20 protein-coding genes are annotated in these 24,484 nt (G+C 49.7%); 2 read left to right on the top strand and 18 right to left on the bottom strand.

Annotated elements, in window-relative coordinates:
* Positions 1-220 precede the first annotated feature (220 nt).
* The 11 genes from T325_RS10320 to T325_RS10370 all read right to left on the bottom strand — a co-directional run bounded on the left by T325_RS10320 (position 221) and on the right by T325_RS10370 (position 12,186).
* Complete coding sequence (locus T325_RS10320) at positions 221-1,624, bottom strand: glycoside hydrolase family 57 protein (RefSeq protein WP_036913287.1); 1,404 nt, start codon at positions 1,622-1,624, stop codon at positions 221-223.
* A 36-nt stretch (positions 1,625-1,660) separates the two neighbouring features.
* The gene (locus T325_RS10325; protein WP_036913290.1) at positions 1,661-2,932 is read right to left on the bottom strand and encodes a glycosyltransferase family 4 protein; all 1,272 of its coding nucleotides are present in this window, start codon (positions 2,930-2,932) and stop codon (positions 1,661-1,663) included.
* Between the two features lie 12 nt (positions 2,933-2,944).
* Positions 2,945-4,894, bottom strand: a complete 1,950-nt coding sequence (locus T325_RS10330; protein ID WP_081911147.1) for a glycogen debranching enzyme N-terminal domain-containing protein — start codon at positions 4,892-4,894, stop codon at positions 2,945-2,947.
* Positions 4,895-5,042: 148 nt separating this feature from the next.
* Complete coding sequence (locus T325_RS10335) at positions 5,043-5,978, bottom strand: diacylglycerol/lipid kinase family protein (protein WP_036913294.1); 936 nt, start codon at positions 5,976-5,978, stop codon at positions 5,043-5,045.
* Positions 5,969-6,883: a tRNA (adenosine(37)-N6)-dimethylallyltransferase MiaA gene (gene miaA, locus T325_RS10340; protein WP_177172008.1), complete on the bottom strand. Its 915-nt coding sequence runs from the start codon at positions 6,881-6,883 to the stop codon at positions 5,969-5,971. The genes T325_RS10335 and miaA overlap by 10 nt, the downstream gene beginning before the upstream one ends.
* A gap of 79 nt (positions 6,884-6,962) precedes the next feature.
* A complete protein-coding gene (locus tag T325_RS10345; protein ID WP_036913299.1) occupies positions 6,963-7,373 on the bottom strand; it encodes a hypothetical protein in 411 nt (136 codons plus the stop codon).
* 20 nt (positions 7,374-7,393) lie between these two features.
* Positions 7,394-8,431 (bottom strand): AAA family ATPase, encoded by a 1,038-nt coding sequence (locus T325_RS10350; protein WP_081911148.1) that lies wholly within the window; start codon positions 8,429-8,431, stop codon positions 7,394-7,396.
* Positions 8,432-8,474: 43 nt separating this feature from the next.
* On the bottom strand, positions 8,475-10,052 hold the full coding sequence (locus T325_RS10355) for a YARHG domain-containing protein (RefSeq protein ID WP_081911150.1): 1,578 nt from the start codon (positions 10,050-10,052) through the stop codon (positions 8,475-8,477).
* A 15-nt stretch (positions 10,053-10,067) separates the two neighbouring features.
* The gene (locus T325_RS10360; protein ID WP_036913304.1) at positions 10,068-11,492 is read right to left on the bottom strand and encodes a TMEM43 family protein; all 1,425 of its coding nucleotides are present in this window, start codon (positions 11,490-11,492) and stop codon (positions 10,068-10,070) included.
* 46 nt (positions 11,493-11,538) lie between these two features.
* Positions 11,539-11,958 (bottom strand): bactofilin family protein, encoded by a 420-nt coding sequence (locus tag T325_RS10365; protein WP_143058301.1) that lies wholly within the window; start codon positions 11,956-11,958, stop codon positions 11,539-11,541.
* A 42-nt stretch (positions 11,959-12,000) separates the two neighbouring features.
* On the bottom strand, positions 12,001-12,186 hold the full coding sequence (locus T325_RS10370; RefSeq protein ID WP_036913307.1) for a hypothetical protein: 186 nt from the start codon (positions 12,184-12,186) through the stop codon (positions 12,001-12,003).
* 218 nt (positions 12,187-12,404) lie between these two features.
* Between T325_RS10370 and ald the strand changes: the two genes are divergently transcribed.
* A complete protein-coding gene (gene ald / locus T325_RS10375; protein ID WP_036913310.1) occupies positions 12,405-13,505 on the top strand; it encodes an alanine dehydrogenase in 1,101 nt (366 codons plus the stop codon).
* 27 nt (positions 13,506-13,532) lie between these two features.
* Here the strand turns inward: ald and T325_RS10380 are convergent, their stop codons facing one another.
* Together T325_RS10380 and gap are read right to left on the bottom strand one after the other, a co-directional pair.
* Positions 13,533-15,047, bottom strand: coding sequence for a helix-turn-helix transcriptional regulator (locus T325_RS10380; RefSeq protein ID WP_036913313.1), 1,515 nt, complete (start codon positions 15,045-15,047; stop codon positions 13,533-13,535).
* A gap of 108 nt (positions 15,048-15,155) precedes the next feature.
* A complete protein-coding gene (gap, locus tag T325_RS10385; RefSeq protein WP_027451058.1) occupies positions 15,156-16,181 on the bottom strand; it encodes a type I glyceraldehyde-3-phosphate dehydrogenase in 1,026 nt (341 codons plus the stop codon).
* A 259-nt stretch (positions 16,182-16,440) separates the two neighbouring features.
* On the opposite strand from gap, the gene mscL reads away from it, so the two are divergent.
* Positions 16,441-16,821 carry a large conductance mechanosensitive channel protein MscL gene (gene mscL / locus T325_RS10390; RefSeq protein WP_036913316.1) on the top strand — a complete coding sequence of 127 codons (381 nt, stop codon included), beginning with the start codon at positions 16,441-16,443 and terminating at the stop codon, positions 16,819-16,821.
* Between the two features lie 58 nt (positions 16,822-16,879).
* Here mscL and T325_RS10395 read toward each other — a convergent pair whose 3' ends face one another.
* The 5 genes from T325_RS10395 to T325_RS10415 all read right to left on the bottom strand — a co-directional run bounded on the left by T325_RS10395 (position 16,880) and on the right by T325_RS10415 (position 24,367).
* Positions 16,880-17,371, bottom strand: a complete 492-nt coding sequence (locus T325_RS10395) for a nucleoside deaminase (protein ID WP_036913730.1) — start codon at positions 17,369-17,371, stop codon at positions 16,880-16,882.
* A 25-nt stretch (positions 17,372-17,396) separates the two neighbouring features.
* Complete coding sequence (gene guaA / locus T325_RS10400) at positions 17,397-19,007, bottom strand: glutamine-hydrolyzing GMP synthase (RefSeq protein WP_036913318.1); 1,611 nt, start codon at positions 19,005-19,007, stop codon at positions 17,397-17,399.
* Between the two features lie 5 nt (positions 19,008-19,012).
* Positions 19,013-19,750: a nucleotidyltransferase family protein gene (locus T325_RS10405; RefSeq protein ID WP_036913321.1), complete on the bottom strand. Its 738-nt coding sequence runs from the start codon at positions 19,748-19,750 to the stop codon at positions 19,013-19,015.
* 73 nt (positions 19,751-19,823) lie between these two features.
* Positions 19,824-21,371, bottom strand: a complete 1,548-nt coding sequence (locus T325_RS10410) for a RapZ C-terminal domain-containing protein (RefSeq protein ID WP_036913324.1) — start codon at positions 21,369-21,371, stop codon at positions 19,824-19,826.
* A gap of 41 nt (positions 21,372-21,412) precedes the next feature.
* Positions 21,413-24,367, bottom strand: coding sequence for a lipoprotein (locus T325_RS10415; RefSeq protein ID WP_036913327.1), 2,955 nt, complete (start codon positions 24,365-24,367; stop codon positions 21,413-21,415).
* Positions 24,368-24,484: the final 117 nt, after the last annotated feature.

Consider the following 24,484-nt stretch of genomic DNA (forward strand, 5'->3'; position numbering starts at 1 on the left):
TTCTTGCTGGCACAACCGGAAATCATCCCCGATAGCATTGCGCCCAGCACAATCTGCTGTATCTTCATATCTAATTCAGTAGTTTATGCGTGCAAAGTTAGTCATTCCCGACTAATAATAACCATATTATTTGATATTCCAACCCTATTTTCTGATAAAACAAAAGCCAGTCCACATTCTGTTAAGCGGACTGGCTTGCTTATAGTCTGTATAGGAATGACTACTTCTTTTCCCCAGCCTTCTTGGTAGCAGTCTTCTTGGCTACAGCCTTCTTGACTGCCGGCTTCTTCTCGGCTGGTTTCTTCTCGGCCTTAGCAGGCTTTGAACTCTCAAGTTTCTCTAAACGAGCCTTGAGACGAGTAATCTCCTTGTCCTTCATCTCAATCTCATCACCCTGGTTCTTGATGGTGGTGAGCAGACTCTCGAGCTCATCATTATCAATATCGAGCGGATAAAGTGCATTCACCCTGTTGATGAAGTCGCCCAGGATATTCATATAGTTGGTGAAAGCATCGAACGGGCCGCTATAGATACCACGGTCAAGACCAACGTTAGAAGGCTTGGTGGTCATGAAGCGGAAATTGTTGCTTGCCTGCAGGTAATCCCAGTCCTGATTGATACGGGGGTCATCGGCAATACGCAGGCGATCGGCTACGCTATAAAGTTTATTAAATGCCTCGTGCTGCATAGCGTTACCAAGCCAGGAACTGACATCGCGCTCTTCATCGACCCACGACAGCGTATCGGGCACATCAAGCTGACTGACGCTCTTGCAGGCCTTGCAAATCTCAGTAGGCGTCATGAAGTTGATACCTTTTGCCTTGGCGCAGGCAGGCAGTGCACGGATAAAGTCGAGAATGTTGGAACTAAGCGGCTGGGCAATACCCAGGGCAGACAGTTCCATGAAGATATTAATAATCTGCTCTTCTTCAGGCATTCTGGCAATACGATCGATATAAGCGTCAGCAAAGAGAGGATAGCCATCCCACTCTGAGTTGTTAAAGCGCAGAGAGATATCATCACTCAACTCAATATCACGCAGCAACAACTTGAGGTTGGGAGCCTGATTGCAGTGATACAGATAATGAGGCGACTTCCAGCCCAACACATGTTTGGCACCTTCGGTGAGCATGCCCTTAAAGCCCAAGGCTGCAATCTGAGCACCGATATCATCGCTGTAGATGAGCGAAGAGTTGCGAGCTACGGTTGGCTTCCTGCCAAAGAGTTCTTCAATCTTGGCAGCCTGCTTCTTCACATCGAGCGCAAAAGTCTCGGGGTTGGCCAGTGAAGACAGACCATGGCTGTAAGGCTCGGCCAGGAACTCCACACAACCCGTATCGTTCATCTCCTGCAGTTTCTCAATCACCTGCGGGGCATGCAGTTCCAACTGTTCGATACCAGTACCCGACAGAGAGAATGCCACCTTGAAGAACTTGCCATTCTCCTTGATCATGTCATGGAGGGTATTGAGGGCTGGCATATAGCTACGCTCGGCAATGTCGGTGATGCTGCGCTCGTTCTCGTAATCGTCGTAGTAATAATGATCGGTACCGATATCGAAGAAACGGTAGCGCTTCAGATGAATAATCTGATGTATCTCGAAATATAAACAAATCGTTTTCATATCTTTTACTTTTTTACCTTTTTACTTTTTTACCTTTTATTCTTCCCATCCCAAAGTCCTTCTATAGAGCGTGCGTATCCAGCGCCCCACCTTCTCCCACGTTATCTGATCGACCTCGTTCTTACCCTCCTCCTTGAGATACTGGAAGAGCGACTCGTTGTGGCAGATAGAATAAATGGCATCGGCAAGCGCGTGGATGTCCCAGTAGTCAACCTTGATACAGTTGTCGAGAATTTCAGCACAGCCCGACTGCTTTGAAATGATAGTAGGCGTTCCGCACTGCATAGCCTCCAATGGCGAGATACCAAACGGTTCGCTTACAGAAGGCATAACATATACATCAGAGTCTTTCAGGCACTCGTAAACCTGTCGGCCACGCATGAAGCCCGGGAAATGGAAGCGATCGGCAATGCCACGCTCAGCGGCAAGCTGTATCATGGCATCCATCATATCGCCAGAGCCCGCCATACAGAAACGCACGTTACGGGTACGGTGAAGCACCATCGTGGCAGCCTCAACAAAGTACTCGGGCCCTTTCTGCATGGTAATACGGCCTAAGAAGGTAACCACCTTTTCCTTACCAGTATGGTCAGGACGGGGAATATCCTGGTATTCCTGCGGCAGCGGATATACGGCATTATGAACCGTATAGCACTTACGAGGATCCTGATGATACTGGTTGATAACCGTCTGACGTGTCAGCTCCGACACACACATGATACAGTCGGCCCAGTCCATGCCGTTCTTCTCTATCGAGTAAACTGTGGGGTTAACTTTACCACGGCTGCGATCGAAATCAGTAGCATGAACATGAATGCAGAGCGGCTTTCCGCTCACCTGCTTGGCATGGATACCGGCAGGGAAGGTGAGCCAGTCGTGAGCATGGATGATATCGAACTCCTCAGCGCGAGCCACCTGACCAGCGATAATAGAGTAGTTATTGATCTCCTCGTGCAAATTGCCAGGATAGCCCCCGGCAAACTCCATAGCACCGAGGTCGTTCACATTCATATAATTGAAATCGGCATAGATATGTTCACGAAGTTTGAAATAGTAATCAGGATCCATAATGTTACCTACACGCTGCTTCACATAGTCGTAACTGACATCGCGATAAGCTATGGGCACAGCATTCATGGCTACGATACGACAGGCATGCTGGCTTTCATCGCCGAAGGGATGAGGCAGACACAGCACCGTCTCTATATCGCCCTGAGCTTTCAGTCCTTCGGAAATACCGTAATTAGCTGTGGCGAGTCCACCGAACACATGAGGAGGATACTCCCATCCAAACATTAATACTTTCATAGTCTATCCTCCTTATTTTTGATATGAATACTTATCCATGAGCTGTAATGTACGGAGAATCTCTGCAACGTTCATAGCAAACGACATGGCACCGCGTCCGTTGAATGGCGGGTTACCATCGAACAGCTCAGAAATAGTTCCAATAGCATGATAATCCATCTCGTCCTCATAACCCACCAGCTGACGCTCGATGAAGCTGAGACGACTGCGCTTGTAAAGCTTCAGACAGGCTTCCATATAAAAGCCTCCCAGCCAAGGCCAGGCAGTGCCCTGATGGTAAGCGTAGTCACGCTGCGTCTGCGGCCCAACATAAATGGGGTTATAGCCACCGCTTTTCGGTGAGAGCGAGCGCAGTCCCTTTGGTGTCAGCAGTTCACGTGTACATATATCCACCACACTCTTCATCTGCTGCTGGTTCAGCGGCGAATAGTCGAGCGCTACGGCAAAGATCATGTTCGGACGTACACTCCAGTCCATCATATTTCCATCTACATAGTCGAGCAGATATCCATATTCGTTAACGAACGTATCAACAAACGAAGCCTTCACCTTGGCAGCAATGGCCTCAACTTTCTCAGCACCTTTGACATCGCCTTTCTCCGCTGCCATTGAAGCGCAGAACTTCAGCGTGTTATACCAAAGGGCATTGAACTCTACGATATAGCCAGAACGGGGAACAACAGGCCTCCCGTTAGCTGTTGAGTTCATCCAAGTGACAGCCTTATCACGACCATTAGAGTAAAGCAGCCCATTCTCGTCAAGGCGGAGGTTAGGATGCTTTCCATCCAGAATGAAACGTACAATGTCCTGAAGCAGTTTGCCATACATCTCAAAACACTTGTCGCGACCTACCTCCTTAGCATACTGCTGCATGGCCCAGACAGCCCAAAGGGGCACATCGGGCTGCTCCACCTCATACAACTTTCCTGTAATGGGTTTCTCGTCCATAAACTCACGAAGCGCCTTCTCTGCGGTCTTCATAACCTTCTCGAAATAATCGACCTCACCAATAGAGAGCGTCAATCCCGGAAGAGCAATGAATGTATCGCGAGCACGCGACTTGAACCAAGGATAGCCAGCCAACAAGTAACGGTCGTTGTTCTTCTCACGCTTATGGAACTGATGAGCGGCAGTCACCAGACAATGATAGAAGTTGTCACGAGGCACACGCTCGCCAACCTCTTCATCAAACAGAGCCTTCAGGCTCGAAGTCTTTATCTGCGAAGTCGATCCGGAGAAAATGATACTCTCGCCTTTCTCGATTGGCATTTCGAAGTAGCCCGGTACGTAGAGGTCCTCATTAGAAGCATAACCACGTTCCTGCTCCTTGGGATATTCCACGCCACGATACCAGTCGGGCTGGAATATGAACTCGTTTTTCTTTGAGAACTGCATGTAAAGGTCAGGGTATCCGGCATACATACAAGTCTTGATGCCATTGTCGACCTGACTGAACTCACGGCTGGCCGTATTGTTTTCATGAGTAAACTGGCGAACGGAACGGAACGCCAAGAAAGGACGGAATCTCAAGGTTGTGGCAGAATGAGCCTCTACCAATGTATAACGGATGAGAATACGGTCTTCATAATGCTGGAAAATCACTTCCTTCTTCAGCACTACGCCACCGACACGATAGGTTGTCGTAGGTACAGTCGTGGCATCAAACTCACGAATGTACTTGTGTCCATTAGGACTGAAGTTATTGCCTTGATACTTATGCAGCCCCAGGTTGAATGCTGCTCCATGCTGGATGACCGTACAGTCGAGCGAGGACAAGAGCACATGGTTATCATCGTCGAGTTCCGGTACAGGTACAACCAGCAGACCATGATACTTACGCGTATTACAGTCAACCAGCGTTGAACTGCTATAAGCGCCAGATCGGTTGGTCCTAAGGAACTCACGACGAAGACTCTCCTGCAGGTTTGTCATCACGGCTTTTTCTAATCGTAAATAACTCATAGTTCCTGTAAAGGTATTTTAATAATAGTAATACATTAGTCTTTAATTCCCCAAAGGTAGGTATTTTCAATCAAGTGGCAAAGGAATTCCCGATATTTAACAAATATTTAAGCAAAAGCTGGCAAGTTTCAGTAACTTGCCAGCTTTTTTATGCGGGAATCAGGAAATTAATCACTTCCAACTCGACATTGACACTGAAGGCTCCTACAGGTGTTTTCATCAGTCGTCCATCAACGCCAACCATGGCATGTTTAGCCGACTCCACCAATACTTCTTTCGTGCGGTAGGGGTGCACACTGCGGTGATTCAGGAACCTGCCAGTCACCAAGAGCCATAGTCCTTCAATAAGCTGAACCACCTCTGGGTGATAGACCACCGAGACATCAAGCATGCCATTATAAGGTACGGCATTAGGTGTCTGACCATACCCAAGACCACTACCAATACAAACGGTCATCACCTTACGGTCGATTACATCGCTATTGATCTTCAGTTTCATCTTATACTCCATACGATGGAAGAGCATGACAAACAGTGACGAAACAAAAGACAAGGTACGCGAACCAAACAGGCGACGGGTCTGACGGCGCAGATTCATGATATCAGCCGTCATACCGATATTGACGCAGTTAAGGAAATAGCGATGACACCGCTCTCCACGGGCATTAGAGTAACGGATACAGCCCAGATCGACCTTGCGCACTCTGTGCTGGACAAGCCAATCAACGGTCTGTTCAACCTTATACTCATCGAATTCCCAGAAACGTGCAAAGTCATTCATCACGCCATTGGGAATAACACCTAGAGCAATACTGTCTCTAACAGCCTTTTCTTCCATCATCAGACAGTTTACGGCATCGTTCAGCGCAGAGTCGCCTCCAACAATGACAATGGTTTTGTAGCCATTAGATATCATCATCTTCATCAGACGTTCCACACTATTACTCGTCTCGCTCTGCACAAAGTCATAATTAACCCCGCGCTCATCGAGCACTTTCTGGATTTTCTCCCAACGTTTACGTTTGTTGGTGGCACCTGCCTTTGGACAATACAAGATGCCCCACTTTCCTGTTTCTACTGCCATAATTGCCTAATACTATTTATCTTTTCCTCCATCGGGAGGGTCGCGTCTATCCAATGAATCACAAAGCCCCGTCGCTCCATTCCCCTGAACCACGTCATCTGACGTTTGGCAAACTGGTGGATAGCAATCTCCAGACGGGTAAACATCTCATCATAAGTGGACTGCCCTGTCAGATACTCCGTCACAAACTTATATTCCAGTCCGTAATAAATCAGGTTTTCTGCAGGAATACCCTCATTGAGCAAGGCCTTGACTTCATCAACCATACCGTTCTCCAAACGAGACTTCAGGCGACGGGTGATCTTCTCACGCCGCAGTTCACGATCGATATCAATACCGATAATCAGCGAATCCACTGACGGTAATTCACGCCGGGGCGTAGGATGCTCCAGATTGTAAGTCTCTATCTCAATGGCACGAATGGCACGCTGACACGAGTCCACATCGGTCTTGTTATGCATATTAGAACCGCTCTGCGCCTTCAGACCTACAAGCATCTCAGTAAGTTCGCCCAGCGACTTGCCTTCCAACCTATCGCGAAGTTCCTGGTTCTGAGGAACAGGCGACAGCTTATAACCTTTCAGTACGGCTTCGATATAAAGTCCTGTACCTCCACAGAGAATAGGCACTGTGCCTCGGTGCCGTATTGCTTCATAGACATCGAAGAAATCCTGCTGATATTCAAAAAGATTATATTTCGTACCCGGCTCACGGATATCTATCAGATGGTAAGGAATCGGCTGACCGTCAACGACATAGTCTTCCAAGTCCTTTCCCGTTCCGATATCCATCCGACGATATACCTGACGAGAGTCGGCCGATATAACCTCGCCACCAATCTCTGCTGCCAAGTGAGCTGCGACAGGCGTCTTTCCTGAAGCAGTGGGTCCAAGTATCGTTATCATCTTCTGCATATCGTTTGCAAAGATACATAAAAAAAGCCGTCCGACAAAATCAGACAGCCAGTTTTTTGATATTATATCCTTATTTACTTCCTGCTATGAATTCATTACCATTCCATGTCATACGCTTCTCAATCTTTCCAGCAGGTACGTAGAAGGTGTAGACAATGGTCTTTCCCCGACGAGGCAGACTATGCGTCGTAGCAAATGTGCCAGGAGGAGCATCGAACTCCAGACCTAAATCCACAGCAGAAGCCACTCTCATCTTACGGGTGGTATTGTCGTATTTATAAAATGTAACACCAGTATACTGTCCGGCAATGGCTTGTCCATTCTGGTAATAGTCATTAGAAACAGCCACCAGCTTGTGCTTCCTATCGGCATAATTCCAATAGCAGCACTCAATGACCATTCTGTTTTCCCCCATCTCAGATTCTTCGAAACCCACATAACCATTCTGCGTATCAACAATCAGCAGGATGTTTCTTTTCATACACCTTAAATTATATAATATTAGTTTTGTCCTATGCGTGACCTGACAGAGAAGCCACCCTTCAGATCCTCGACAGTCAGTTCCACCAGCTGTTTCTTGCTAAGGTTCGATTCGCCTGCCAAGCGGTTAGCCTGCTGCTGAATACTCTTTTCAAACACATTACGGGCAAAACGGGCATTACCGAAGTTACGGTCTTTATGAGCCACGACATCATTGAACTGTTCCTTAAGAAAAGCTTCGGCACCATCGGCCAGGACATACTGATTCTTCTTCATATACATCTTGAAGATTTCAGTCAATTCTCCGCCAGAATAGTCAGGGAAATCGATATAGCGATTGAAGCGCGACTGAAGTCCGGGATTAGAGTCGATAAAACGCTTCATCTCATCCTTATAGCCGGCAATAATCACCACCAGTCGGTCACGATAGTCTTCCATACGTTTCAACAGCGTTGAAATAGCCTCCTGACCATAGTCGTTGCTGTTGCCTCCTTCAGGAACAAGTGAATATGCCTCATCGATAAAGAGAACTCCATCAAGAGCCTGACGAATGACCGTATCCGTCTTAAGTGCTGTCTGTCCCATATACTTAGCCACCAATCCGCCACGGTCGGTCTCTACCGTATGTCCCTTCTTTAACACACCAAGATCTTTGTAGATACGTCCCACGATACGGGCCACAGTGGTCTTACCAGTACCTGGCGATCCATAAAACACGAGATGATAAGACACCTTGGCAGTTTTCAGCCCCTGTGCCTCACGCTGTTTCTGCAGTTTCACGAAGTTGGCCAGTGAGCGCACTTCTTTCTTCACATCACCCAAGCCAATGAGTTCGTCGAGTTCGGCATAAGGATCACCTTCCAACGGTTCATTTACGACGACGGAGTCATTCTTCTCCACCTGTTCTGTCTGTTGCACGGATTCATTAGCTGTATCTTTCTGCTCTTCGTCATCAACAAAGATACCGACAACGATCAACAGCACAACGAAACCTATACTCAGACAGCCACAGCCCTTGAGCGTTTTACCCATCATCTCCTTAAAGTCATTTATATCCATGCCAAAAGAATATCTTTATTTTCTACCTTACGTTATTCTGGAATTATCTGGGGCCGACATCTCGGGGCTTAATACTCGTGTCGAGCGGATTATCCACAAATTTAGTTTTCCCCTGCAATTGCTCAGATATGTCGATGCTGCCAAGATTCTGTATGGGGTGATATATCTCACATCTCATCAGATAGAAGGTATTATCGAGATCAAAAAGAGGTGCATCGCCCCAATTTGCGAAGAAGCGGCAGTCAGAGAACGACAGTCCCTCGTTGCCCCATCCTTCGACGAGTGCAAATTCACGGTTGTTAAAGAAGTCACAATCGGAAAACCTGACAGCTATGCAACTGCGCAGCTGCATGATACCATAGGTACAATCATGGACGTTAGAGTTAAGCATTGCGAAATCAGTGGTTTCCATGAGGTCGAGTCCGTATGTCCCACAGCCATACAAGTCGCAATCCTTCACCACGTTCTGTCGTCCGCCATTCACGCCGATAACACCTCCGGAGCAATAGCCGCCTTCTGTATGGCCGATGGTGAGGTTCTGCACTTCACAGTGGTCACAGTTTATGAAATAAAGACAATAAGAATAGCGGGGGTCTACCTCTATACTTGAATTCTTTCCACCTCTGATAATCAGATTACTCATATTGACAAGAGCCAGCTGCTGTCCGTCGAACACACTCTCACTCACTACCAGAGGGCTCTTACTGACAATCGCTGAGGCATCAGCAGTCCAGCGCCTTCCAACGCGACCATTAAACTCTTCTTCGTTCTCAAGAATACGAGAGAGGTTCAGGTGCACATTGTCAGCAATCTGCACGATATGGTTCGATCGCAGATTAGCAATAAAACCGGCTTCATTGTAGACCTCACTGACCTCCGCACCATCGAGCTCGTCAGGACCACGCCCATCATCGGCAAGTCCGCCAGGAAAGTCCTCTGGCTTGGGGAAATAGCCACGCTCTTCATCAGGTACCCGCTCCTCGCTCTTGATAAGCTGAATGTTCAATTGTTCAATGATATTAAGCCGAATGTCTTTATTGTTACTACCAGGCTTATACCAAGGCTGGGCGCCAAAATGCTCCTGAAGGTCCTTCGACTGGAACTTCCAGCCATGACGGGCAAGAATCTCGTTGCGCATCAACCGTAACTCTTCCTTAGAGAATCGGGCCAGATAAGTTGTGTTCAGCAGACAATTGGCAAGCTGCTCACTCACTGGTTGCTGCTCCATATATCGTTCAAAAGCGAGACTATTCTCCAGATTATCAGGCGTCAACGTCATCTCCCACACTGCGTCGCCCTTGAGATTACGCACGACGAGAAAGTACATACCCTCCTGACGGATATACTGCACCCTCCAGCCAACCTTAGCACGAAGAGCCTCAGCCTCCTCATCAGTACCAGTGAGAATATACTCACCAGACTTGTCGGCAACCTTTGTCAGATGGAATACGAATCCACCCTCATGATTACTTACGCCATTCATCGTGACACTGTTACCCACCACTTTTGCGGTAAAGAGTACAGCACCGTCAAACCACTTGCTGTTATTCAGAATGGTCTGTGCCTGAGCGCCACAGAGGACGCACAGACACAATACCATTGATAATACTATCTTCTTCATAAACGTTATTCTGATTTACACTTCTGTCACAGAAGCTGTTGCCGAACCTTTCTGTTTAGCCTTAGCAGCCAGCTCCTTCAGTTTATCCTTGCCTTTAAAGGCAAATACCCAGATGAGGAAACCTGCCAGAGCCAGGAGAGTGATGCCAAGCAGAGGACGATAGAACAGCCATGCGATGGCAATGATAATAAGACTCCATGCGATACCAATAACCGTGCATACAATACCAATGCCCCAACCAAAGATATTCGCGATAAAAGGAACAACCTTGAGAATCGTCGAGAGGAAGCCAAAGATGCCCTTCAATCCGCCAATCACCATCAGGATGCCGACCAAACGGAATATCCAGAGCAGGGCATTGTTCGACTCTTTAGCTGCGTCGATAATCTCATCACCGCTCTTTTTTCCCATCACCAGTGTTTGGAAACGCTTACCGTTCTTGGCTTTGAACGGCTTGAAGCTGTCGCCATCTACCACAGCCATCACAGTCACCTTGGCAGGTACCACCTTCTCGAATGTCACGCGAACGTCACCAACCTCAGGAGAACCTGGCACACGACCATAGTAAAGCACGTTTCCGGCCTGATGGATATACGCCAGATCTTTTTTGTTTTCGGCATTAGCCATCAGACTGTCTGTAACAGCCTTGATAGAGTCGTTATATGCCTGAATAGAATCAATCACCGCCTTGGCTGAATCAGAGAGCAAAGCCCTGACGGAATCGGGGATAAGCAACTGCTGAACAGGCTGTTGCTGTTGAACAGGTTGCTGTTTCTTGACGACGCCATAGAAGCGCTCATAGGCTGCCTGAGCAGCCTTATCAAACTGCTTCAGCAGATCCTCGCTGATGGCCAGTTCCATACCTTCGTCCGAAGATATCTGGTGAATCAGGCTCTCACTCAGCTTATAGGCGCCAAACGATACATTCTCGGCATACTGCTCAGCATCCTCAACAGTAGTGAGCACCATATTCTTCTTCTGATAGGCAGGATCCTTGAACTGACTCGAGTCAATAGGACGCCTCACCCACTCCTTTGAATATGTATAGGTTGTTGTGGTTACTTCCTTACCACCCAGTTTGTCTTCACTCTTCTCCTGGGCATGCTCTACCCACTGGTAGTATTCCACTGTACGATGCATGGCTATCGCCTTGGCACCAATGCCAAACTGAGCATCGATAAGCGAGTCTTCCGTAGTAGCCATCGCCGTACCACAGATCAATTCCCCTTCCAGCGATGCGTCTTTCTTGTTAGGATTCTCCATTTCCACATAGGCATTCCCTGCCTCGTTAAGCATCTTCTCTGTTTTCACGGCACGTCCTTCGTTCCACCACAATAATGCCGTTCCAAGTACGAATAACAGCAGGCCACTGCCAATAGCCCTGAACGAATTGCCCACACGAGTACCATACCCAGTAGTAGATGTTTCTGTATAAGCCATAATTTTAATGTATTAAGTTAATATGATCAAATGTCAATGAATACAGCTATAGTTTGAAGAATCCGAAGAAATACATCACGGCCACGCGACGCTTATTGGTCATCTGCTCTACCTTACCGATAATAGAACCATTCTTTCGGATATCGCCGTTATTCTCAACCTTTCCGACAATGGAACCTCCAAGACGGATATCACCATTCGACTCTACTCTACCGATGATAGAGCCGCGCTTGCGGATGTCGCCATTGTTCTCAATCCTGCCTTCGATGGAGCCGCCAACACGGATATCACCATTTGACTCGAACCGGCCCACGATGGAACCATTAAGGCGCACGTCACCATTCGACTCAATCTTACCAACCACACTGCCACCCTTGCGAAGCGTGTCGCCCATCACGTTGACATTCACTGCTATTAGTAAAGCAACGGCCATAGCCAGTCTCAAAAAGTTACTTTGTTTTTTCATCTCTCTCTTAAGTTTTTAATTTTGTTATTAATATGGTTTGATTTATTTATTATGCTTTTTCAACTGTTGACGGATTCGCTCGTCGACGAGGGCTTCTAACTCAGGTTGCAGTTCTGCCACCCGTTCATCAACCACCCGTCTGACGAGTCTTTCTTGGTCCATCAGAAAACCTAGATAGTCTGTTGCCAGTTGTCTGGCTTGCTTTTGTCGATCCGTCTTCTTTTGCATTTAGCTATTTATATCTATGGCTAAAGATTATATCGCTGCAAAGATACAAAGAAACTTTTTACATCATGTGAACATTTTCTTCCAAAACACCCTGCAAAATCTTCCAAACTGCCATATTACCCCCTAAAACGAATAAAAAACAGGTCTTTCGAGTACAATGGAAGAGAAATAATTGTATATTTGCAGAAAATATTCAATTAACTAAAACCAGCATCATTATGAAAGTAGGAATTCCAAAAGAGATTAAGAACAACGAGAATCGCGTGGGCATGACCCCTGCGGGAGTAGCAGAATTATCACGTCGCGGTCATGAAGTGAGTGTGCAGCACACAGCAGGCGAAGGCAGCGGTTTCTCTGACGACGACTATATCAAGGCCGGTGCCCGCATACTGCCCACCATCGAGGCTGTGTATCGTGAGTGCGACATGATAGTGAAGGTGAAAGAGCCCATCGAACCAGAATACGAGCTCGTTCGCCCCGGTCAATTGCTGTTCACCTATTTCCACTTTGCCTGTGAGCGCGAACTGACTGAGGCCATGCTCAAGAGTAAGGCTGTTTGTCTGGCCTACGAAACCGTCCAATTGCCCAACGGTTCACTTCCTTTGTTACAGCCCATGAGCGAGGTGGCCGGTCGCATGGCGACACTCAATGGTGCATACTACCTGCAGAAGACCAAGGGTGGCAAGGGTAAACTGATTAGCGGTGTACCAGGTGTGAGTCCTGCCAAGGTGCTTGTCTTGGGCGGTGGCGTGGTTGGCGAAGCAGCCGCAATGATGGCGGCTGGCCTAGGAGCTGATGTGACCATCGCCGATATATCCCTGCCCCGTCTGCGCCAGCTTGACATCGAGACGCCTGCCAATGTTCATACTCTCTACTCCTCTGAGCATAACATCCGACAGATGCTTCCGACAGTGGATATCATCGTGGGTAGCGTACTCGTACCAGGCGACAAGACTCCCCACCTCATCACCCGCGAGATGCTGAAACTCATGGAACCGGGCACAGTACTCGTCGACGTTGCCATCGATCAAGGCGGATGCTTCGAAAGTTCACGACCTACCACCCATAGCGACCCTGTGTATATTGAAGAAGGCATCGTACACTACTGCGTGGCAAACATCCCCGGCGCTGTACCCAACACCTCTACCCTTGCCCTGACCAATGCGACCCTGCGTTATGCCATTGCTCTGGCCGACAAGGGCTGGCAACAGGCATGCAAAGACGATTCCGCCTTGGCCAAAGGACTTAACATTGTAGAGGGGAAAGTGGTTTACAAAGCCGTAGCCGACGTCTTCAATCTTCCTTGCGGAAATATCTGATACAGACTTTCCGCAAGACAGAAAATATTACTGTCCTCGATATTGTGAGGGAGTAACGCCATAGGCACGCTTGAAAGAGCGGCCAAAGGAATTTGTCTCGTCGTAGCCACAAAGGGTGGCTACACGGGCGATAGACATATCAGGATTGTCGGTCAGGAGCTTGGCGGCACGCTCCATCTGGATGGCTGAGATGAAGGCTTTGGGCGACTCGCCTGTAACACTCATCAGACGACGGCGGAAAGTCTGCACACTCATATTCATCTCCGAGGCAACAGCCTCGACACCATACTGACCTGTAGAGAGACCATCGTTGACCACCTGAACAAGACGCATGACAAAGAGACGATCTTCAGTGGCTACGTCCTCCTGAGAATTCTGCTCAGTCTCCTCTTTTATTTGTGGTTCAACCTCGCCCACCTCAGCAATACGCATATTCTCTATCTGGCGGATGAGTTCCTGCATGCGCAGACGATCACGACGACTGCGCCAAAGGCCAAACCCAAGGAGAGCCAGCAGCATGATGACACCAGCGATGAGATAAATACGACGCATCTGAAGCAGGCTGATGTTCTCGGCCTGAAGTTGGCCGTAACCATACTCAACGGCATACTTGGTCAGCAGTTCACCAGTGTCCTTATCATAGATCGAGTCACGAAGCGCCATATACCGGTCGTTATGCTCCATGGCCTTATCCGGATCGGTGTGGCGAAGCGATTCGTAAAGTCCCTGACGACTCATAGCCTCATTGTAGAGGTCATGCTGGGCAAGGAAAATGTTCAAGGCCTCATTGAAATAAGTAACAGCCTCACCGTCCTTGCCTTCGTTATGCAGCATCAGTCCCATCTGATTACAGGCGATACCTAATGAGTGTATGTTGCCACTGGCACGTAGCCCGGGGATAGCCTCATCGAGCGCCTTACGTGCCTCATCATGACGTTTCAGGGCAATCAAGGCACTGGCACGTTCAGCCTGTCGGACTGCCATCTTATCCTTACGGCCCAACTTTTGCTCCATCTCATAAGCCATGGTGGCATACTGCAAAGAGCGCTCATCCTGCTTCAGGTAGTGGTACACCTCAGAAGCCATGCCATGCAGTATGGCCAGACGCTGTGGATTGTCGGCTTTCTTAGAATACTCTATTCCCTTGAGAACATATTTTTCAGCTTCCTTAGGCTGGCGCATCGACATATAGATAGCTGCCAACGTATTGAGGCTTGACGACATAGCATCAGGATCGCCCGACTTCTCATCGAGCACATAACACTGCTTTGCATACTTAGCTGCCTCATTGAAATCACCAAGACGGATATTGATAATTGCCAACAGGTTCAGGCAATCGGCCTCGCCCTCGGCATTACGCTCACTACGCATGGCATTAAGCGCCTGAGCAGCCACCCTCTGAGCCTCAGCATACTGCTGAAGACTATACAGGCTATCGGCCTCATTCGCTAGTAGTTCGCCCTTACTGCCATCAGCGGCCAGAGCCTCCAAAGGCAGCAACAGGGTCAAAAGGATACACCAGAAAAACGTCTTTAGTCTCATTTCGGCGACAAAGATAATAATAAGTGAGCGAATAACCAAAAAAAAGCACAAAAAAAAGCCACCCGATATAAAATCGAGTGGCTCATGGTTTACCTATATGGGCTAATATTATTTCAGCTCTGCGAGGTACTTAATGGTGCGAACCATCTGAGAAGTGTAAGAGTTCTCATTGTCGTACCAAGAAACAACCTGTACGAGTGAGTTACCGTCCTCCATCTTGCTTACCATGGTCTGGTTAGCGTCGAAGAGTGAACCGAACTTCATACCGATGATGTCGCTAGAAACGAGCTTCTCCTCGGTGTAACCGAATGACTCGTTCTGAGCAGCCTTCATGGCAGCGTTGATGCTCTCAACAGTTACATCACCCTTAACAACAGCGTGCAGGATAGTTGTAGAACCTGTAGGAGTTGGAACGCGCTGAGCAGCACCGATCAGCTTACCGTTCAGCTCAGGAATAACGAGACCGATAGCCTTAGCAGCACCAGTTGAGTTAGGAACGATGTTCTGAGCACCGGCACGAGCGCGCTGAACATCACCCTTGCGCTGAGGACCGTCGAGAATCATCTGGTCGCCAGTGTAAGCGTGTACAGTTGTCATGATACCGCTCTGGATTGGAGCCAGGTCGTTCAGAGCCTTGGTCATAGGAGCCAAGCAGTTGGTTGTACAAGAAGCAGCTGAGATAACAGTGTCAGCAGGAGTCAGAGTCTTGTGGTTTACATTGTAAACGATAGTAGGCAGATCGTTACCAGCAGGAGCTGAGATAACAACCTTCTTAGCACCAGCAGTCAGGTGAGCAGAAGCCTTCTCCTTAGATGTGTAGAAACCTGTGCACTCCAGAACAACGTCTACGTCCAGCTTACCCCAAGGCAGCTCAGCAGCGTTAGGAATAGCATAGATAGTGATCTTCTTACCATCAACTACGATGAAGTCCTCACCAGCCTCTACAGTGTGCTTGTTCTCACCGAACTTACCGCAGAAACCACCCTGTGCTGTGTCATACTTCAGCAGGTGAGCGAGCATCTTGGGGCTTGTCAAGTCGTTGATAGCTACTACTTCATAACCTTCAGCCTCGAACATCTGACGGAATGCGAGGCGACCGATACGGCCAAAACCGTTAATTGCTACTTTTGTCATTTTTACTTAAATATTTAAAGGGTTTATACCTAATTTACTAACTATTTTGCGCAAAAAATGCACTTTTTTCTTTTTTCGTGTGCAAAGTTACAAAAAAAAACCTATATTTGCATCAGATTTCTGTCTTAAATAAGATTAAACAGAACAAATTAGTCAACATTGGCACTTCAGAGAGAAGTATACTTTTGAGATTGCAAAATGCAGATTACAATTCTATAAACAATAAATATTAATCATTAACTATTAAACATTAAAAGTTATGGGATTTATTAAGGAATTCAAAGAGTTTGCCGTTAAGGGCAATGTAATGGACATGGCTGTCGGTGTTATCATCGGCGGCGCGTTTGGTAAGATTGTTACAAGTCTGGTAAACGACATCCTGATGCCTGTCCTCGGTATCTTGACTGGCGGTATCGACTTTACAGGCTTGAAGGCTACCATTGGCGATGCCAACATCACCTACGGACAGTTTGTTCAGAGTGTCATTGATTTCGTTATCATCGCATTCTGTATTTTCCTGATGATCAAGGGTATGAACAAACTCAACAAGAAGAAGGAAGAGCCCGCTCCCGAAGCACCTGCAGGTCCTACACAGGAAGAGCTGCTGGCAGAGATCCGCGACTTGCTGAAGAACAAGTAAGCCCCTATACCTTATTTATATAATAATAGCCCCACCGACTGGTGAGGCTATTATTTTTTCAATACTCTACCTTATCCGTTTTCTCGCTCCACAGACGAAACGTTTCCAGCGCCTCATCACGAAGCATGGGGATGATAGGAACACTGCGGTTCTCCAGCGGTTTATCCATTTCGTCGTAGATAAAATCGTCGGCAAAGTCGATCTCACGGGCATCCTTACGGTTGTTACCATAGTAGATACGCTCGATGTGTGCCCAATAGATGGCACCAAGACACATGGGACATGGTTCGCACGAGGTATAGATAGTGCAGCCAGTGAGGTCGAACGTGCCCAGTTTCCTGCACGCCTTGCGAATGGCGTTCACCTCGGCATGAGCCGTAGGGTCATTGTCGACGGTAACACTATTGGCACTACCAGCCACAATCTCACCATCCTTCACGACCACAGCCCCGAAGGGGCCACCGCCGTTCTTCACGCTCTCATTGGCCAGACGGATAGCCTCGCGCATCATCTCCTTGTCTTTCTCTGAGATATAAAACACTTTGTCCATAAGCATCAGGATAAAGGGGTTCTACTTATTCCCACTCGATTGTTGCGGGTGGTTTTGAAGAGATATCGTAGCAAACGCGGTTCACGCCACGCACCTTATTAATAATCTCGTTAGATACCTTAGCCATGAAGTCATAAGGCAGATGAGCCCAGTCGGCAGTCATCGCATCGGTAGAGGTTACGGCACGCAGGGCCACGGGATGCTCATAAGTACGCTCATCACCCATCACACCTACCGAGCGGACCGTGCTCAGAAGGATAGCACCAGCCTGCCAGATCTGATCATAGAGCGACACCTCGATCTCACCATCCTGCATCTCTGCAGGCACCCCGGCAGCCAGCACCTTACGTGCTTCCTCGCCAGAGAGGCGTACCTTATACTCACGGAGTCCGCGGATATAGATATCGTCGGCATCCTGAAGAATGCGCACCTTGTCAGGCGTGATATCACCGAGGATACGAACGGCAAGACCGGGACCAGGGAAGGGGTGGCGCGTAATCAGATGCTCAGGCATGCCCAGCTGACGTCCTACACGACGCACCTCGTCCTTGAACAGCCACTTCAGCGGTTCACAGAGCTGCAGGTGCATCTCCTTGGGCAGTCCGCCTACGTTGTGGTGGCTCTTAATCACCTTACCGGTGATGTTCAGCGACTCAATGCGGTCAGGGTAGATAGTGCCCTGAGCCAGCCACTTGGCATCGGTAATCTTCTTTGCCTCGGCGTTGAACACCTCCACGAAGTCGCGGCCGATAATCTTACGTTTCTGTTCTGGATCGGTCACACCAGCCAGGTCAGAGAAGAACTTCTCGCTGGCATCCACGCCAATCACATTCAGCCCCAGCACCTTGTAGTCTTCCATCACCTGCTGGAACTCGTTCTTACGCAACATGCCGTGGTCAACGAAGATACAGGTCAGGTTCTTGCCAATGGCACGGTTCAGCAACACAGCAGCTACTGAAGAGTCGACACCACCCGAGAGCCCCAGGATAACGCGATCCTGCCCCAACTGCTCTTTTAGTTCTGCCACGGTAGAATCAACGAATGAAGCGGCGCTCCACTCCTGCTTACTGCCACAGATGTCTACCACAAAGTTCTGCAGCAGCTGTTTGCCCTGCAACGTATGGAACACCTCCGGATGGAACTGCACTGCCCATACAGGCTGCTTGGTAGAAGCGAAAGCAGCATTCTTCACATCAGCCGTAGAGCCGATTACCTTGAAATCCTCAGGAATGGCAGTGATGGTGTCGCCATGACTCATCCACACCTGTGAGTGCTGTTCGAAGCCTTTGAACAAGGGATTAGTAGTGTCAACCGTCTGAAGGTTGGCACGTCCGTATTCACGAGAGTCGGCTTTCTCAACTCGTCCACCCAGGGTATGGCTGATGAACTGTGCGCCATAGCAGATGCCCAGCACAGGCAACTTACCTACGAACTGCGACAGGTCGACCTTGAAAGCCTCCGGATCGTGTACTGAGTAGGGCGAGCCACTCAGGATAACACCAATCACAGAAGGGTCATCCTTGGGGAACTTATTGTAAGGCATAATCTCGCAGAAGGTGTCCAGCTCACGAACACGACGACCAATCAACTGAGTCGTCTGTGAGCCGAAATCCAAAATAATAATCTTCTGTTGCATAAGTCTTATAATTGTTTAATGAATGTTTCTGCTTGTTCCAGCGTGTCGAGCTTGCCCACATCCATGAGTCGCAGGTCTTTCTTCTCCAGACCCATGAAGGCAAACTGATGACAGTACTTCAGATAGAAATCCATGATACCGAAACGCTCCGGCATCTCAGCGAAGAGGGGATATATGCGAGGCCACAGCACATGGATACCACTGAAGGCCAGACGCTTCATATCGTCAGGGTCGAGCCCGGCATACGGACTCTTCACCTCACCAGTCTCGATGTTCGTCCAGCCGTCGAGTATCATCTCGTCGTCGAAGAGCAGATAGCGCTTCGTCTGCCGCTGACTTACCACCAGCAGGGCGTCGGGTGTCGCCTCGCTGTCAGCAGCGATGAGCGAGTCGAAATCAAGATTACTCAGAATGTCCACATTATGAATCAGGATGGGACTATCCTTATCGAAGAGCGGCAGCGCTTTCTTGATGCCTCCGCCTGTTTCGAGCAGTCCACACGTCTCGTCAGAGATACGGATGTCGACATCAAAATTGTGATTTGCCTGAAGGTAGTCGACAATCTGCTGTGCAAAATGGTGGACATTGACAACGATGCGCTCATAGCCGGCAGCCTTCAGCTTCATGATGACATGCCACAGCAGAGGCTCTCCCCCTACCCTTACGAGTGCCTTCGGCATCGTGTCGGTCAGCGGTTTCAGTCTTGTACCGAGCCCTGCGGCAAAAATCATCGCCTGTTTCATCTTTGGCGTGCAAAATTACTCAAAAGTTTCCATCTACACAAATAAAACTCCTGTTTTTTTCCCGTCGGCATGCTTATTCCGCAGCCTCAAGGGTCTGTGTGATATTCTGTTCACGATGGGTGATGCGCACCTCAACGCCGAACTTCTCATGTATATGCTCAGCCAGATGCTGGGCAGAATAGACAGAGCGGTGCTGACCACCCGTACATCCGAAACAGAACATCAGCGATGTAAAGCCTCGCTGGATGTAGCGCCTCACATGAGCATCAGCCAGTTTATATACCGAGTCGAGGAACGTCAGTATCTCCCCGTCGTCTTCAAGGAAGCGGATCACGGGCTCGTCGAGTCCCGTCAGTTTCTTATATGGCTCATAACGGCCGGGGTTGTGCGTGCTGCGACAGTCGAACACGTAACCACCGCCATTACCGCTCTCATCCTGAGGGATACCCTTGCCGTAAGAGAAGCTATACACCTTCACCACCAGCGGTCCTTGGGCATCGTACTTCGAGAAAGTGGCGGGTCCGTCCTGCGGATGCGCCTTATAAGGGTTCAGCTCTGTGGTCTTATAGCCGTCGGCACGACTGGCCGTGGCCTCTATCTGCTGGAACTGTGGCAGTTCTGTCAGCTGTTTCAGTATCTCCATCAGATAAGGATAGTCGAACCGCGAAGAGCTGTTCAGGAGTTCACGCAGGTTCTGTATGGCAGGCGGTATGCTGTCGATGAAGTGCTTCTTCTGCTCGAAATAGCCACGGAAGCCATAAGCGCCCAGCACCTGGAGTGTGCGGAAGAGCACAAACAGCGACAGGCGGTTGGCGAAGTGGCGCACAGGAGGCACCTCGGTATAGTCCTTCAGCGAGTTGTAGTACTCATACACCAGATCGCGGCGCAGCTTGTGGGGATAGCGTGCGGAAGCCTGCCAGAGGAACGAGGCCAGGTCGTAATAATACGGTCCCTTGCGTCCGCCCTGATAGTCTATGAAGTAAGGTTTCCCATCGCCGTCCAGCATCACGTTGCGTGCCTGGAAGTCACGATACAGGAAGCAGTCGCCCACTTCGTATTCGTCGTTAGTCAGGTCCTTGGCCAGCAGTCGGAAGTCAGCCTCGAGCTTCAGCTCATGGAAGTCTATCTCCGTTGCCTTCAGAAAGCAGTACTTGAAGTAGTTCAGGTCGAACAGCACGCTGTCCACGTCGAACTCAGCCTGCGGATAGCAGTTCGAGAAGTCGAGGCCGCGCGCCCCGCGGATCTGCACGTTGGGCAACTCACGGATGGTACGCTTCAGCAGTTCCTGCTCCTTCAACGTGTAACGTCCGCCAGCCTCTCGTCCGCCACGCACGGCGTCGAAGAGCGAGGTCGAACCAAGGTCGGTCTGCAGATAGCGCAACTGGTCGTCAGATGCCGCCAGTATCCTGGGGACTGGGAGTTTGCGCCGTGTAAAGTGCTCCGTCAGGTAGATGAAAGCATGATCTTCGTCACGACTGGTGCCCACGACACCCACTACGCTCTTCCCGTCGCTGTCTGTCAGACGGAAATAGGTGCGGTTGCTGCCGGCACCAGGAATCTGCTGAACGTTAGCAGGCTCTTCCCCCTTCCATTGTTTATAGAGTTCTAACAACTTTTGCATATCGCCTGCAAAATTACGACTTTTTTACGAGACCTCCAAACTTATTGCAAAGTAATCGCCATCAATCCTATCACCACATCGTTAGAGAGTGTGCGCAGGGTGAGCGATTTCAGTTCCTTCTCCGGGTTCAGTGTCATGCGCAGCATCTGCGCCGCCCCACCGGGTATCTCTCGCCCATAGACACCTTGAATACCGAGTGCCTTACCCAGGTCACGGCTCACATCGCCTGTTGACAGACAAACGCGATAAGGGCGCAGGCCTGCCGTCTTGAAGGCCTTGCCGTCTACATAGTAGTCCTGCTCTATGGGGCACCAGTTGTCAGGATTCCTCAGTGCCAGCGTGTCAGTCGAACCGTCGGCATAGGTTACTATCACCAAGCCGTTGTCTATGCGACTCTGCATGTGGTTGGTCGACCCTGCCATCAGCAGGTAAACGCACTTAGCCCTGCCCTTCAGAGGGATGACCACAGAGTCGGGATAGTTGTCCCAAAGAGAGGTATAGATGATGTTCTCGCCCTCTGCCGGCGTACGGAACGGAACGCCTGCCACAGTAAAGACGCCTTTCCTGATGAGCGTACGGAACACGGAGTCGTTGATCTCTGCCGTCAGTTGCGGATGACACCATTCGCCAATGCCCTGCTTGGGAATCTGCAGCGTCGTCGACTGCGGGCGCGGACTCAGATATTCGTTCTTGAAGATATCATCCACCTCGGCATTAAACCGCCTGTCAATCTTCACCTGGCGGAACGCCTTCGTCAGGTCAGGCTCTGCCACTCCCGGCACGGAGGGACTACTCGCTTCTGCCGAGTCTGGCACTGACACAGAAGCGCCGTCCCTTGGTGTTGTCCGCTGTACAGAAATCAGCTGATGCGCCTCGTCCGTACCCTCGACATCACGATACGCACCGTCGCCAAGGTTCTGTCTCAGCACAATCTTCAGCGGCTGACGGAAATGCTGGGTAATCTCATAAACGTCGTAATCGTCCTTTCGTGTATATTTATATTCCAGATAAGGCGTCTTCACGCTGGCGTTCTCCCACTCCGCAGGGAATCCCGGACGGATGATGCACTTCCCGTCCAGCGCCTGAGGGATGATGCCGAACAGCCCCTGCAACAGCGTGCGGCTGCTGATGCCGATGCAGTCGCCGAAGTCGCGATAACACTCTCCACGGGCAGCGTCGTAATAGCTGATCTGTCCGAAGTTGCCGGGACTGGCGCCGTAATACATCTGATCCAGCACGTTCGCCTTCATCAGACGGTAGCCCTCCTCAGCCCTTCCTGCCTCGAAATAGGCCAGCGCCGTATGCATCACCTCGGCAGCCGCCACGTTGTTGATGCTCCACGAATAGGGCAGCCAGTCGCTCGTCGAGATGGTCTGATAGCCCGTATCCTCTACGTCGATATGAGGGATGTGCCTGTCCACATAACGGGTGGCCTCATAGGCCTGCTGAGGCGTACAGGCGCCGCAGTCGATGGGCGTATAGATGCTCCACACGGCAGGATGGTCATGCTTACGCTTCAGTCCCATCGCGTCCTGACACTCTGCCCACACGCCTTTTTCTGGCAGCCACAGGCGTTCGTTCATCGCCTTGAGGATAGCCTCGGCCTCTGTGCGATAGGGCGCTGCGTCCTCACCGAGCAACTCAGCGATACGAGCCGCCAGCTTATTGCCGCGATAGTTGTAAGCCGAACTGTGGGTCACGGCGCCGCCGCTGTAATAGAGGGCATCGGATGCCCAGATGCAGCAGTAGGCATCGTAGAGGTGATCGCCGTCAGGGTCGTAGTTGCGCTTCTCCCATGCCAGATGCGATGTCAGCACAGGCCACATCTTGCGCATATAGGTTGTGTCGGCGTCGTACTGGAAGTGCCACAGCAGTTCGTCGACGTAGTTCAGGTTCATATCATAGTGGTGCATCTGGTCGTTGCGCTCAGGATTGCGACAGATGTAGCCGTTCGAGTACATCTGCGTGCCCCACTTCTTCTCGGCTCTGGCAAGATTCATGGTCGTGTCCTGCGAGGGATGGGGAATCACGGGCTCTACCTCCGTCACCTGACTCTTGGCATAGGCGTCGAAGTGGCTCACAGCCCTGTCGTTCCACCCCAGCACATCGCCCAGATAGCCTGCCCGCCACCCTGCCAGCGGCATGCGCCAGCCTATGCAGCCATGCAGCCACGTCTGTCCGTCCCAGTCGCCATCAGCCGCCAGCGTCAAGGCCCCGCCAAGGGTATTGATAAAGGGGTCGGGCGTCTGGAACTGGATGCGGCCAGACAGTTCCTTAAAATATGAGACAGAAGAAGAGAACAACTGATTCGCCTCCTGGAAAGGCATATCCACGACTTGGTCGAGCTTAACGACAACAAACGCGACATCCCCTTCTTTTCCCATAATAGCTGAATCAACTGTCACCTCATCGGATAATGGTTCAAAAACGCCAGGAGGATCAGCCCCGATATCGCCGTTACGATGCAGTTTAGGCTGGGCAATAGGGGCCGACAGGACTTTTATGCTGAGCCTTTCCCTTATTGCCTCCAAATCAGAACACGACGCTGATTTGGAGAACATAAACACAGCCCCTTCCTCTTGAGGCAATGCGACAGCCATCACATACAGCGTCCACTTCCAACGTCTGTCTCCAACGAGGTAATGACGGATGCCATTACGATACCAGGCCCTGCACATAGCCGCAGAATCAAGTGGCACGCCATTCACCTCAAAACGGATATTGCGGTGATGCCCCTTCTTGACGACTGCGAATACTGGACGGTCACTGGTTTCCAACCGCCAGTCTGTATGACTGCCATAAAGCGCCCTCGTAAAACGATTCGTTCCGTTCTCACAGAAGAAGGCATTACCCTGAGGCTCATACTGCAGCCGTCGCTCTACCCCTATCTTGTCGAGGTTATACGACGTCGACTCAATAAAATCGCCTATTTTCTGCTTCTGCGCAGAAGCCAGCGTACTCAGAAGCACAGCGTATAGTAGTATCCGTTTTCTCATCGTGTTTGTTTTGGTGCAAAGGTACGATTAAACGAGAAGAAAACCAAATAATATCCGTTATTTCTATTAACTGCCAGACCTCAGAACGAGTAAAACAACACGACAAAGTGGCTCGTG

It is taken from the genome of Prevotella sp. FD3004 (assembly GCF_000746155.1).
GTDB lineage: Bacteria > Bacteroidota > Bacteroidia > Bacteroidales > Bacteroidaceae > Prevotella.

Bases quoted from the DNA above. Each gene is read 5' to 3' on its own strand.
- T325_RS10330 (WP_081911147.1), bottom strand. From the start codon at position 4,894: ATGAGTTATTTACGATTAGAAAAAGCCGTGATGACAAACCTGCAGGAG.
- miaA (WP_177172008.1), bottom strand. From the start codon at position 6,883: ATGATAACGATACTTGGACCCACTGCTTCAGGAAAGACGCCTGTCGCA.
- T325_RS10345 (WP_036913299.1), bottom strand. From the start codon at position 7,373: ATGAAAAGAAACATCCTGCTGATTGTTGATACGCAGAATGGTTATGTG.
- T325_RS10410 (WP_036913324.1), bottom strand. From the start codon at position 21,371: ATGCAAAAGTTGTTAGAACTCTATAAACAATGGAAGGGGGAAGAGCCT.
- T325_RS10335 (WP_036913294.1), bottom strand. From the start codon at position 5,978: ATGGCAGTAGAAACAGGAAAGTGGGGCATCTTGTATTGTCCAAAGGCA.
- T325_RS10355 (WP_081911150.1), bottom strand. From the start codon at position 10,052: ATGAAGAAGATAGTATTATCAATGGTATTGTGTCTGTGCGTCCTCTGT.
- T325_RS10325 (WP_036913290.1), bottom strand. From the start codon at position 2,932: ATGAAAGTATTAATGTTTGGATGGGAGTATCCTCCTCATGTGTTCGGT.
- T325_RS10395 (WP_036913730.1), bottom strand. From the start codon at position 17,371: ATGGACAAAGTGTTTTATATCTCAGAGAAAGACAAGGAGATGATGCGC.
- ald (WP_036913310.1), top strand. From the start codon at position 12,405: ATGAAAGTAGGAATTCCAAAAGAGATTAAGAACAACGAGAATCGCGTG.
- T325_RS10415 (WP_036913327.1), bottom strand. From the start codon at position 24,367: ATGAGAAAACGGATACTACTATACGCTGTGCTTCTGAGTACGCTGGCT.
- gap (WP_027451058.1), bottom strand. From the start codon at position 16,181: ATGACAAAAGTAGCAATTAACGGTTTTGGCCGTATCGGTCGCCTCGCA.
- mscL (WP_036913316.1), top strand. From the start codon at position 16,441: ATGGGATTTATTAAGGAATTCAAAGAGTTTGCCGTTAAGGGCAATGTA.
- T325_RS10370 (WP_036913307.1), bottom strand. From the start codon at position 12,186: ATGCAAAAGAAGACGGATCGACAAAAGCAAGCCAGACAACTGGCAACA.
- T325_RS10320 (WP_036913287.1), bottom strand. From the start codon at position 1,624: ATGAAAACGATTTGTTTATATTTCGAGATACATCAGATTATTCATCTG.
- guaA (WP_036913318.1), bottom strand. From the start codon at position 19,007: ATGCAACAGAAGATTATTATTTTGGATTTCGGCTCACAGACGACTCAG.
- T325_RS10365 (WP_143058301.1), bottom strand. From the start codon at position 11,958: ATGAAAAAACAAAGTAACTTTTTGAGACTGGCTATGGCCGTTGCTTTA.
- T325_RS10380 (WP_036913313.1), bottom strand. From the start codon at position 15,047: ATGAGACTAAAGACGTTTTTCTGGTGTATCCTTTTGACCCTGTTGCTG.
- T325_RS10350 (WP_081911148.1), bottom strand. From the start codon at position 8,431: ATGGATATAAATGACTTTAAGGAGATGATGGGTAAAACGCTCAAGGGC.
- T325_RS10360 (WP_036913304.1), bottom strand. From the start codon at position 11,492: ATGGCTTATACAGAAACATCTACTACTGGGTATGGTACTCGTGTGGGC.
- T325_RS10405 (WP_036913321.1), bottom strand. From the start codon at position 19,750: ATGAAACAGGCGATGATTTTTGCCGCAGGGCTCGGTACAAGACTGAAA.